This window comes from Laribacter hongkongensis DSM 14985 (assembly GCF_000423285.1).
GTDB classification, from domain to species: domain Bacteria; phylum Pseudomonadota; class Gammaproteobacteria; order Burkholderiales; family Aquaspirillaceae; genus Laribacter; species Laribacter hongkongensis.
This window is the reverse complement of the sequence record NZ_AUHR01000001.1, coordinates 1-11,152: the sequence shown is the minus strand read 5'-3', so window position 1 is coordinate 11,152 and position 11,152 is coordinate 1. Positions and strand designations below refer to the sequence as shown.

Annotated in this window: 10 protein-coding genes; 6 read left to right on the top strand and 4 right to left on the bottom strand. The window is 61.2% G+C overall.

What is annotated here, in order from left to right:
• Positions 1 to 4: 4 nt before the first annotated feature.
• The gene (locus G542_RS0100050; protein WP_012698370.1) at positions 5 to 1,222 is read right to left on the bottom strand and encodes an efflux RND transporter periplasmic adaptor subunit; all 1,218 of its coding nucleotides are present in this window, start codon (positions 1,220 to 1,222) and stop codon (positions 5 to 7) included.
• A gap of 370 nt (positions 1,223 to 1,592) precedes the next feature.
• Between G542_RS0100050 and G542_RS0100045 the strand changes: the two genes are divergently transcribed.
• Positions 1,593 to 2,213, top strand: a complete 621-nt coding sequence (locus G542_RS0100045; RefSeq protein WP_012698368.1) for a TetR family transcriptional regulator — start codon at positions 1,593 to 1,595, stop codon at positions 2,211 to 2,213.
• 287 nt (positions 2,214 to 2,500) lie between these two features.
• On the opposite strand, the gene G542_RS0100040 is transcribed toward G542_RS0100045, so the two are convergent.
• The 3 genes from G542_RS0100040 to G542_RS0100030 are packed head-to-tail and all read right to left on the bottom strand — an operon-like array spanning position 2,501 to position 3,915.
• A complete protein-coding gene (locus G542_RS0100040) occupies positions 2,501 to 2,881 on the bottom strand; it encodes a SirB2 family protein (RefSeq protein ID WP_012698367.1) in 381 nt (126 codons plus the stop codon).
• A 3-nt stretch (positions 2,882 to 2,884) separates the two neighbouring features.
• Positions 2,885 to 3,430, bottom strand: a complete 546-nt coding sequence (locus G542_RS0100035; protein ID WP_012698366.1) for a gamma carbonic anhydrase family protein — start codon at positions 3,428 to 3,430, stop codon at positions 2,885 to 2,887.
• A gap of 59 nt (positions 3,431 to 3,489) precedes the next feature.
• Positions 3,490 to 3,915, bottom strand: a complete 426-nt coding sequence (locus G542_RS0100030) for a potassium channel family protein (protein ID WP_034984654.1) — start codon at positions 3,913 to 3,915, stop codon at positions 3,490 to 3,492.
• Between the two features lie 154 nt (positions 3,916 to 4,069).
• On the opposite strand from G542_RS0100030, the gene G542_RS0100025 reads away from it, so the two are divergent.
• From G542_RS0100025 to G542_RS18330, 5 genes are all read left to right on the top strand, one after another.
• Positions 4,070 to 6,100: a M3 family metallopeptidase gene (locus G542_RS0100025; RefSeq protein ID WP_027823073.1), complete on the top strand. Its 2,031-nt coding sequence runs from the start codon at positions 4,070 to 4,072 to the stop codon at positions 6,098 to 6,100.
• Between the two features lie 145 nt (positions 6,101 to 6,245).
• Positions 6,246 to 8,411 carry a type I secretion system permease/ATPase gene (locus G542_RS0100020; protein ID WP_027823072.1) on the top strand — a complete coding sequence of 722 codons (2,166 nt, stop codon included), beginning with the start codon at positions 6,246 to 6,248 and terminating at the stop codon, positions 8,409 to 8,411.
• Entirely contained in the window at positions 8,408 to 9,817 is a 1,410-nt protein-coding gene (locus tag G542_RS0100015; RefSeq protein ID WP_027823071.1) for an HlyD family type I secretion periplasmic adaptor subunit, read from the top strand. The genes G542_RS0100020 and G542_RS0100015 overlap by 4 nt, the downstream gene beginning before the upstream one ends.
• A 4-nt stretch (positions 9,818 to 9,821) precedes the next feature.
• A complete protein-coding gene (locus tag G542_RS19385) occupies positions 9,822 to 10,412 on the top strand; it encodes a response regulator transcription factor (protein ID WP_051189814.1) in 591 nt (196 codons plus the stop codon).
• Between the two features lie 107 nt (positions 10,413 to 10,519).
• Positions 10,520 to 11,152: retention module-containing protein (locus tag G542_RS18330; protein ID WP_155826564.1), on the top strand; the 633-nt coding region annotated here is incomplete at its 3' end.

Sequence of the window (11,152 nt, the reverse complement as noted above, 5' to 3'; positions counted from 1 at the left end):
CTCCTTATTTGGCCGAGGGCGCCAGCTTTTCCGGCTGGGCGGCATCAGGCTTGGCGGCCGGTGCCTTGGCCGCAGCCGGCGGCGGGGTCAGCGGCACGATCTTGACCGGCTGGCCGGGACGCGCCTTGACCAGGCCTTCGACGATCACGCGTTCGCCCGGCTTGAGGCCGGACAGCACCAGCACGTCATTGTTCACTTCCTGGCCCAGCGTGACCGGACGCGGCGATACCTTGTTGTCCTGGCCGACCAGCATGACGATCTTGCCCTGCTGGGTGGTCAGCACGGCTTTCTGCGGGATGGTGATGGCGTCGCGGTACTGGTAGCCCTTGAGCGTCACGCGGGCATACTGGCCCGGACGCAGTTCGCTGTCCGGGTTCTGGAACAGGGCGCGGGCGCTGATGGTGCCGGTGGTCGGGTCAACCACGTTGTCGGTGAAGTTCATGGTGCCGGTGCGGCTGTAGGTGCTGCCGTCACCCAGCGTCAGCTGGACGTCGAATTTCTTTTCCGGCGGCACGATCAGCTTGCCCGAGGCTTCCATCTTGCGCTGTTCGATCGATTCGTTTTCCGAGAAGGCAAAGTTGACGTAGATCGGATCGATCTGCGACATGCTGGTCAGCAGGCTGCCTTCGGCCGACGAGGCACTGATGAGGCTGCCTTCGGACTGGGCTGCCTTGTTGGTCAGGCCGGAAATCGGAGCGGTGACCAGCGTGTAGCCCAGGTTGATTTCGGCTTCGTGCAGGGCGGCCTTGGCCTGGGCCACGGCGGCCTTGGCGGCTTCAAAGGTGGCCAGTGCGTCGTCGCGGTCCTTCTGGCTGACGGCGTTTTCCTTGTAGAGCGGCACGATGCGCTTGTAGTTGAGATCGGCATTCATCAGGCTGGCCTGCTGCACCGCCAGTGCTGCACGGGCACGCTCGACCGCTACCTGGTAGGGTTCGGGATCGATCTGGAACAGCGGGGTACCGGCCTTGACCGACTGGCCTTCCTGGTAAAGGCGCTTGAGCAGGATGCCGTTCACGCGGCCGCGGATCTGGATGTCGCGAAAGCCTGCCACCTGTCCCACGTACTGGAAGCTGACCGGAACGTCGGCGGCCTTGGTCGTGATGACACTGACTTCGGGCGGAGGGGCTGAGGGCTGGGCGGTCTGGTCGTTGCAGGCCGCCAGCAGGGCTGCCAGCGGCAGCAGCAGGGCGGTACGGGTGCGGTGTGAGAGCAGGGGCTTCACGGAAACCTCGTTGGTCGGTGTGGTGTTCCGCGGCGACGGGCCTCAGGGCCGCGACGCGCCGGGAAGCGCCAGGTTGGTGAATCCGGGCAGGCCGGCAAGAAGATACGGATTATCTGTACCCACTATACAAACCACATTGCTGCAAAACATGAAAAAGCAGGTTTTTGCAGGTGCGGTCGCGAACGGTCTTTACCCGGCATCAGGTGGCATCCGGAGGATTTTATATACATGCTAGAATGTATGTAAGTGTGGCGTTACAGAAAATCCGGTGTCCGGATGTCACTGCCGCAGGCATCCGGGAAGGCTTTTTCCGGCGTGAACGGACAATTGGCATAATGCGCCGCCACATCGAGGCAGGAATGGGTAAACGATGAGACGAACCAAGGAAGAAGCTGCGCAGACACGGGCTGCGTTGCTGGACGCTGCCGAGCAGCTGTTTGCCGAGCGTGGAGTCTCGCGGACCTCACTGGCAGACATTGCCGCTGCCGCCGGTGTGACGCGCGGGGCCGTTTACTGGCACTTCCGCAACAAGAGCGACCTGTATACCGCCCTGCATGAGCGGGTCCGGCTGCCGCTCAGTGCCCGTTTCGATGCCTTGATGCAGGAATCCGGGCCGTTGCTGGACCGGCTGGAAGTGATCCTGACGGACATCCTGACCGATCTGGTAACCAATCCGCAGCGGCAGCGGGTGATGGATATCCTGTTGCACAAGTCGGAGTACATCGAGGAACTCAGGCCGGCGATCGAACGGCTGGTGGAAAGCCACGAAGGCAACCAGACCCGCCTGCGGGACGTGTTTTCGGCAGCTCAGGCCAGCGGGGAAATGCGGGCAGACGTGGATCCGCTGACAGCGGCCGAAATGGTGATGTTCTTCATGCACGGCACGCTGTCAGGTTGGCTGATGACGCCAAAGCGGGACCACTATCCGCTGGCACAGCGGGCTCCTGCCCTGGTGGCGTTGCTGGTGCGTGGTTTGCGTTCCGGTGCCTGAAGTCCGGGCAGCGGGCAAAAAAAAACCCCTGGCACGAGGCTTCGGGGCAAACACGAGGAAGAAACACCTGATTCGTAGCGCCCGGACATCAAAGCCCGAACACTGGAACCGATACTAAGTCTATCAACCTGACTAATTCCAATCAGATTTCCTGATAGGGGGGTATAAACCCTGTTTATGACGATGGTAACGCCATGTATTTGCAGGTTTTGCCATTGGGTAGCCGGTGTGATTGGGGTTGTTTATTGTTTATGACGAAGGCTTGTGCGACGCACAAGAGGTCCGCATCAGGCCAGTGGCCATGCCGGTTTGGTCTTGGCGATGATGATGATGCTGACAACAACGGCAAGTGAAATGACATATGCTGCGGTGCGTACGGCCTTGCTGCGACCGGGCCGCAGGGCGACTGATCCCAGACCGACATACACCAGCAGCAGCACGATCTTGGCCATCAGCCAGGGTTCGTTGAGCGGATTGAACCGGGCGCTCCAGGCCAGCCAGATGCCGAGTACCAGCAAGGCCGTGTCGATGACGTGCGGCACGATGCGGGTCAGGCGGGCGGTCAGCAGGCGCGAATCCGTCAGCATCCAGATGCCGCGGATGGTGAACGACAGAAGGGTCAGGTAGGCAAAGCCAGCGTGGGCGCCTTTGAGTGCAAGGTAACTCATGGCTTATTCACCGCTGGCATGTCGTGCTGCCAGCCGCACGTAATGGGCGGCGGAATAGGGCAGGAACGCCTTTTCCTCGTCGGTCAGGTCGCGGACCCGCTTGACCGGACTGCCGACGTACAGCCCGCCCGACTCCAGCCGCTTACCCGGCGGCACCAGGCTGCCGGCACCGATGATCACGTCGTCTTCGATGACGGCCCGGTCGAGCACGATGCTGCCGATGCCGACCAGCACGCGGTTGCCGATCGTGCAGCCGTGCAGGGTGACGTGATGGCCGACGGTGACATCGTCACCGATGGTCAGGGGCGCGCCTTCCGGATCGGCCGGCGGGCGGCGGTGGCTTTCGTGCAGCATGGCGAAATCCTGGATGTTGCTGCGGGCGCCGATGCGTACCGAATTGACGTCGGCCCGGATCACGGCCATCGGCCAGACCGAAGCCTCTTCTCCCAGAACGCAGTCCCCGATGACCAGTGCCGTGTCGTCGACGAAAGTACTGGCAGGTACCGTGGGCGTGATGCCGTCAAAGCGGCGGATATTGCGTGCTTGCATGAATGGAATTCCTCTTGCAGACAGTGGAAAGGCGGGGTGGGAGCAGGCTGCCGGCCGGTTCAGGCCGGTGATTTGGAAACCAGCGCCCGCGAAACAAAGGCCAGCAGCCAGGCCGTGGACAGTCCGGTCATCAGGGTACCGATGACCGCCTCGATGCTGCCGATCAGGCGGCCGTCACCGTGGGGAACCACGTCACCGTAGCCGACCGTGGTGTAGCTCATCATCGAGTAGTACAGGGCGTCGCCGAAGCGGCTCAGGTCTGTCTGGTGCATGATGAGTAAGGCCCACAGCAGCATTTCCAGCAGATGCACGACGACCAGTCCGGCTGTTGCCAGCGCCAGTTCGACATGGCCGATCCGCCGGTGGCGGACTGACCGCCCGAGCAGGTGGCCCAGCAGCAGCCACAGGCCGATCAGGGCATAGATGTGCACCAGCATGGTGACGAGCGTGGTGGCGGTGATCCAGCCGGCGAGTTCAAGCAGCATGGCGTGGCTCCGGTCGCGACAAATGGCTGTCAATGCAGACCGACCGATTGTCTTTCGCCATCGCAGCCCCATTTGCCTAGTCTGGAAAACGCCATCATGACGGTGGCCGGCACAAAAATCCATGCTGCGTGCCGCAGCCGAGGACCTACCCGAGATGACTGACAATCCGCTGATCGATTACCCGAACCTGCCTCCGTTTGCCCTGATCCGGCCCGAGCATGTGGCGCCGGCCGTGGAGAGCACCATTGCCGATGCCCGCGTGGTGGTCGAGCGACTGCTGGCCGACCCGGCCACGCCGGACTGGGAGCATTTCGTCGAACCGCTCAATGCGGCCACCGAACGCATCGGCCGCGTGTGGGGGCCGGTGTCGCACCTCAACAGCGTGGTGAATACGCCCGAGCTGCGTGAGGCCTACAACAGCAACCTGCCGAAAATTTCGGCTTTCTTCACCGAACTGGGGCAGAACCTCGCCCTGTTCGAAAAATACAAGGCGCTGGTGGCCAGCCCGGCCTACGCGCAGCTGTCTGCGCCGCAGCAAAAAGTGTTGCAGAACGAACTGCGCGACTTCCGTCTGAGCGGGGCCGAGCTGCCGGACAGCGACAAGCCGCGCTTTACCGAGATCCAGCTCCAGCTGGCGGATCTCGATGCCCGCTTCGAGCAGAATCTGCTGGATGCCACCGATGCCTTTGCCTATTACGCCAGCGAAGCGGAAATCGACGGCGTGCCGGCCGATGTAAAAGCCATGTACCGCGCCGCTGCCGAGGCAGACGGCAAGGACGGCTACAAGATCACCCTGCAATTCCCGTTCTATTACCCGCTGATGCAGTACGGCACCCACCGGCCGCTGCGCGAAACGCTGTATCGCGCCTATGTCACCCGGGCTTCCGAGTTTGGCGAGGAAAAGTGGAATAACGCGCCGCTGATCCGCGACATCCTCAAGCTGCGGGCCGAAGAAGCCGCCATGCTCGGCTTTGCCAATTACGCCGAGCTGTCACTGGCGCCGAAAATGGCTGACACGCCGGCGGAAGTCACCACTTTCCTGCGGGATCTGGCCGTGCGTGCCAAGCCGTTTGCCGAGAAAGACCGCGCCGAGCTGGAAGCCTTTGCCAAGGCCGAACTGGGCATGAGCGAGCTGGCCGCGTGGGATCTGGCCTTTGTGTCGGAAAAACTGCGCGTGGCCCGCTATGCCTTCAGCGAGCAGGACGTGAAGCCCTATTTCCCCGAACCCAGGGTGCTGGCCGGGCTGTTTGGCGTGGTCAAGACCCTGTACGGCATCGACGTGGTGGAAACCTCGGCCGAAACCTGGCATCCGGACGTACGTTTCTTTGAAATCCGTCAGGATGGCAGCAAGCTGGGCGAGTTCTATCTGGATCTCTATGCCCGGGCGCAGAAGCGCGGCGGGGCGTGGATGGATGACGCGCGAGGCCGTCGCTCCCGCGCGGGCGATACGGTGACGCCGGTGGCGTATCTCACCTGCAATTTCTCGGCACCGGTCGGTGGCAAGCCGGCGCTGTTCAGCCACGACGAAGTCACCACGCTGTTCCACGAATTCGGCCACGGCCTGCATCATCTGCTGACCCGCATCGACGTGCCGGGCGTGTCCGGCATCAGCGGGGTAGAGTGGGATGCGGTCGAACTGCCGAGCCAGTTCATGGAGAATTTCTGCTGGGAGTGGGACGTGCTGCAAGGCATGACCGCCCATGTGGACAGTGGCGAACCGCTGCCACGCGCCCTGTTTGACAAGATGCTGGCCGCCCGGAACTTCCAGAGCGGCATGATGACGGTGCGCCAGATCGAGTTCTCGCTGTTCGACATGCTGCTGCACAGTGAATTCAGTCCGGAGGCAGACGACTGGGAAGCCTTGCTGGCCGAGGTGCGCCGCGAGGTGGCGGTCAACCTGCCGCCGGCCTACAACCGCTTCGTCAACAGTTTCAGCCACATCTTCGCCGGCGGCTATGCAGCGGGCTACTACAGCTACAAGTGGGCCGAGGTGCTGTCGGCAGATGCCTATGCCGCCTTCGAGGAGCAGGGGGGCGCCAATCCGGATACCGGTCGCCGCTTCTGGAACGAGATTCTGGCGGTGGGCGGCTCGCGTCCGGCCATGGAATCGTTCAAGGCCTTCCGTGGGCGGGAGCCGGAGCTGGAGCCTTTGCTGCGCCACAACGGCATGCTGACGGCCGGTTGAAACCGACAAAACCGGACGTGAACCAGAGCTGCCTGCGGGCAGCTTTTTTCATGGCTGATGTAATTTGTAGATTTGGTTATGTTTTTGGAATGGTATATACCCCAATGGATTAAACGAAGCCTGTCAGGCAGTAGCAAGGAAGCATATGGACAGTTCGACCGCTCCGGATCCCGGCGCCCAGTTTTCCCGTCAGTCGACCCATGTTGACCCGCTGCTGGACTGCCTGTTTTCCTTGGCACGCGCCTATGGCATTGCCACCACGCGAGAGGCACTGGTAGCCGGCATTCCGTTGGTGGAGCACCGGCTGACACCGTCGATGTTTGCCCGGTCGGCCCGCCGGATCGGCCTGGTTTCGCGGGTGGTCCGCCAGCCACTGACCTCGCTGCGGGCAGACCTGCTGCCTGCGGTCCTGCTGCTGAAGGACAACGAAGCCTGCATCCTGCGCGGGATCGAGGGGGACATGGCGCAGATCAGCTATCCGGAACTGCCGGATTCCACGGTCGACATGCCGCTCGACACCCTGATGGCCAACCATCTGGGGTTGTCGATTTTCGTGAAACCCCGCTTCAGTTTCGAGCGCCGGGCACCGGAGCTGGCAGAAATCCGGTCTCGGCACTGGTTCTGGGGAACGGTGTATTCCAGCTGGCCGCTGTACCGTGATGCCCTGGTGGCCGCACTGCTCATCAACCTGTTTGCACTGGTGACGCCGATTGTCACCATGAACGTGTACGACCGGGTCGTGCCCAACATGGCGACCGATACCCTGTGGGTGCTGACGTCAGGCGCAGCCCTGGTCCTGCTGTTTGATTTCATGCTCAAGGTGACGCGTGGTTATCTGGTTGATCTTGCCAGCAAGCGCATTGATGTCACCCTGTCTGCCCTGATCATGGAGCGGGTGCTGGGGGTGCGCATGGAGGCCCGGCCAGCCTCGGTGGGGGCTTTTGCCGCCAACCTGCGGGCATTTGAAACCGTGCGGGATTTCATCGCTTCGGCCTCGATCACCGGCCTGATCGACCTGCCGTTTGCCCTGATCTTCATTCTGGCTATTGGCTGGGTGTCTCCGTGGATGATGTTGCCGGTCGTGGCCGGTGGCGTCCTGATGCTGGGATTTGCCTGGCTGGTGCAGGAAAAAATGCAGGAGCTGACGGAAACCACCTTGCGTGCGGCGTCACAGAAGAATGCCCATCTGGTGGAAAACCTGGCCAACCTCGACACGCTCAAGGTACTGGCGGCCGAGGGTGAGCAGCAGGGCAAGTGGGAACAGTCCACGCTGTTTCTGGCCCAGGTCGGTACCCGGCTCAAGCTGCTGGCTTCCAGTACGGTCAATTTTTCCGGCCTGATCCAGCAGACCACCTCGATTGCCATGCTGGTACTGGGTGTGTACCTGATCATGAATGGCCTGGTATCCCAGGGCGGGGTGATTGCCGCAGTCATGCTGTGTGGCCGGGCCATGGCACCGCTCGGACAAGTGGTGGGCCTGCTGACGCAATACCACAATGCCAGGACGTCGCTGGGTGCGCTGGATTCCTTCATGAAGCTGCCGGTCGAGCGTGAAAAGGATGTTTCGTTCTTTCACCGTACCCATTTCAAAGGCGAAATAGAGTTCCGGGATGTTTCGTTCAATTATCCGGCTTCTCCGTTGCCGTCGCTGGACAACGTGTCGTTCAGGATCCGGGCCGGCGAGCGGGTTGCCATCATCGGTCGGGTCGGGTCGGGCAAGTCCACCCTGCAAAAGCTGATTCTCGGGCTGTTCCGGCCAACCGGGGGCAGCATCCGTGTGGACGGCATCGACACCAACCAGATCGATCCGGCCGAACTGCGGCGCAACATCGGATATGTGCCACAGGATGTCGTGCTGTTCTATGGCAGCCTGCGCGACAACATCGCCATGGGTTCTCCCCATGTCCACGATGCCAGTGTCGCGGCGGCGGCGGACCAGGCCGGCCTGACAGGGTTCGTAAACAGTCATCCGCAAGGCTTTGACATGATCATTGGTGAGCGGGGCGACACACTGTCCGGCGGGCAGCGCAAGGCCGTGGCCATTGCCCGGGCCCTGCTGAATTCGCCGCCCATCCTGTTGCTGGACGAGCCCACCAGTAACATGGACCACAGCACGGAACGACAGATCTACCAGACGCTGGAGTCGGTGCTGCCGGGACGGACGCTGGTACTGGTGACGCACCACAATGCCCTTTTGTCACTGGTGGATCGCTTGATCGTGATTGACCAGGGACGGATTGTTGCTGATGGTCCGAAAGCACAGGTCATACAGGCTCTTCAGGGTGGGCAGGTCACGGGGGTGGCAGCATGAAAGCGCGACTGAAGGCATGGCTGCAAGACCGGATGCTGCGGGCGCGGGCACGCAGCAATCCTTGGTTCGAGCGATTGATGGACTGGGCCGCGGCACGCGACCTGTCTGACCGTACGGACTTTGCCATGGATGCCGACTGGGCAATCCTTGAGCAAAAGCCCAACCGGCCGCGAGTTTTCGTCTGGACACTGCTGGCCCTGGCTGTCTGCGCAGTGCTGTGGGCGGCGCTGGCCAGGGTGGATGAGGTTTCGCGCGGCGAGGGCAAGGTGATTCCGTCCGGACAGAACCAGCATTTGCAAAGCCTGGATGGTGGCGTGGTGTCGGAAATCCTGGTCAAGGAAGGGCAGGTTGTCAAAAAAGGACAATTGCTGCTCAAGGTGGACAACACCCGGTTTGTGTCTTCCCTGCGTGAAAACCAGGCGCAGTACCTGTCCTTGCTGGCGAAAGCCGCACGCTTGCGTGCGATTACCGAGCAGACTCCGTTCGAAATGCCGGCCCAGGTGATTCAGGAAGCGCCTGAAGTGGCGGCACAGGAACGTGGTTTGTATGAGTCATCCCGCCTGGAGCTGGAAGCCAGCTTGTCGATTGCCCGGCAGCAGCAGACCCAGCGTCAGCAGGAACTGAGCGAAGTCCGGGCACGGGCATCCCAAGCGGCACAAAGCTACGACCTGACGGCAAAAGAGCTGGCCGTTACCCGTCCGCTGAAAGATGTCGGAGCCGTATCCGACGTGGATCTGATGCGGCTGGAGAGGGATGTTGCCCGTTATCGTGGTGAGCGCGAACAGGCCAACGCGCAGATTCCCAAGATTCAGGCGGCCATTACCGAAGCCAGTCGCAAGATAGAGGAAGTGGAGCTGACTTTCCGGAACAAGGCTTCAAGCGAGCTGTCCGAAACCATGGGCAAGCTCAACAGCCTGTCCGAAGGCAGCGTGGCACTGGAGGACAAGGTCAGGCTGTCCGAAATCCGCTCACCCGTGAACGGCGAGGTCAAGCGACTGTATCTGAATACCATCGGAGGCGTGGTCCAGCCGGGCAAGGATATTGTTGAAATCGTGCCGCTGGATGACGGTCTGTTGCTTGAAACTCGCATTTCGCCCCGGGATATCGCTTTCCTGCATCCCGGACAGCGGGCCGTGGTTCGCTACACCGCTTATGACTACACCGTCTATGGGGGCATGGAAGGCGAGGTGGAAAACATCGGAGCCGATACCATTACCGATGACAAAGGCAATGCTTTCTATATCGTCAAGGTACGGACCAAAGGTTCCCGGCTGGGAGAGCAAAAGTTGCCGATCATGCCCGGCATGGTGGCCCAGGTGGACATCATGACCGGCAAGAAAACAATCCTGTCCTATCTGCTCAAGCCCGTGCTGCGCGCCAAAGCGACTGCACTAACCGAACGGTGATTGCATGATTCTGTTGCTGACACATAGCGATACGCTGGCGTTGACATGGCAGAAAGCCCTTTCACCGGAAGCATGCCGGCATCTGCAATCTTTCCGTGACCTGGAGCCGCAATTGCGATTGCAGCAGCTTGTGCTGGTGGATTTGTCCATGCCCGGTCTTGCCGCATGCGACTGGCCGGGGCTGTGCCTGCACGGCCGGGTGATTGCCCTGAGTTCTGCGCCCTCCAACCCGGAAGGAGTTGCCTGGATAACGCGGGGAGCCGCTGGCTATGCGCATGCATATTCAACCCCGGACCTCCTGAAACAGGTGGTGGCCACGGTTGCCAGTGGTGCCAGCTGGATCGGGCGGGATCTGCTCGGCTTGTTGTGCATGCAGGTGGGTAATCACCTGTCCCGGGACGGGATTGACGGCCCGGGGGCCCTGCTGACCGAGCGGGAACGCGAAGTCGTGCAGGCCTTGCGCCGCGGGTTGGCAAACAAGGAAATTGCCCGGGAACTGGACATTTCTGAAAACACCGTCAAAAAGCATCTTTCCAGCGTGTTCCAGAAACTGGGAGTGGAAGACCGCTTGCAGCTGTTGATCAAGCTGGCCTGAACAACAGCGTTTGTAACCCTCCGCATGGCACTTCGGTGCCATATTCTTTTTGCATTTTCAGGTGTTGAATTGATGCTGTCGACAGATACCATTCAGAGGAACGTATCATGGCAGCTCAAGGGCAAATCGTTGAAGTACAAGGTGTTGTCAAGGCAATAGCAGCAGATGGCCATACCCGCATACTCAAGTCCGGAGATATTGTCCAGGCCGGTGAGCGTGTAGAACTGGCCGACGGGGCCAGTGTGCTCATGATGCGTCCAGACGGGGAAATGGTGGCTTTGGATGGAGGGCGTACGGTTCTTCTGTCCGAGGAAATGCTGGTTCCACGATCCGTGGATGCCACTGACGCAAAGGTCGAGCCGCTGAACGCCGAAGCCGAGCAGGTCATTGCTGCGCTGACCAACAATGCTGACCCGTTCAATACACTGGAAGAAGCCGCTGCGGGTTTGACCGGTGGTGGCCCTGATGGCGGTTTCAGTGCGTACCGGCTTGGAAGAATTGTCGAATCGATTTCTCCGTTGAGTATGAGCGGTGCAGTTACCGATATTGCATCGACCAATTTGCCTTCGGCCCTTGCATCTACCTCAACGACTGCTCCGGCCGGTACCCTCACCATTACGTTGAGCTCGGTCACCAACGGCCAGGCCGTCGCCGAAGGCGGCAGCATCACCTACACCGTCAGCACCGACCATGCGGTGACCGGCAGCCCGCTGGTGGTGACGCTGAGCAACGGCAGCCAG

Bases quoted from the DNA above. Each gene is read 5' to 3' on its own strand.
- G542_RS0100045 (WP_012698368.1), top strand. From the start codon at position 1,593: ATGAGACGAACCAAGGAAGAAGCTGCGCAGACACGGGCTGCGTTGCTG.
- G542_RS0100040 (WP_012698367.1), bottom strand. From the start codon at position 2,881: ATGAGTTACCTTGCACTCAAAGGCGCCCACGCTGGCTTTGCCTACCTG.
- G542_RS0100035 (WP_012698366.1), bottom strand. From the start codon at position 3,430: ATGCAAGCACGCAATATCCGCCGCTTTGACGGCATCACGCCCACGGTA.
- G542_RS0100030 (WP_034984654.1), bottom strand. From the start codon at position 3,915: ATGCTGCTTGAACTCGCCGGCTGGATCACCGCCACCACGCTCGTCACC.
- G542_RS0100025 (WP_027823073.1), top strand. From the start codon at position 4,070: ATGACTGACAATCCGCTGATCGATTACCCGAACCTGCCTCCGTTTGCC.
- G542_RS0100020 (WP_027823072.1), top strand. From the start codon at position 6,246: ATGGACAGTTCGACCGCTCCGGATCCCGGCGCCCAGTTTTCCCGTCAG.
- G542_RS0100015 (WP_027823071.1), top strand. From the start codon at position 8,408: ATGAAAGCGCGACTGAAGGCATGGCTGCAAGACCGGATGCTGCGGGCG.
- G542_RS19385 (WP_051189814.1), top strand. From the start codon at position 9,822: ATGATTCTGTTGCTGACACATAGCGATACGCTGGCGTTGACATGGCAG.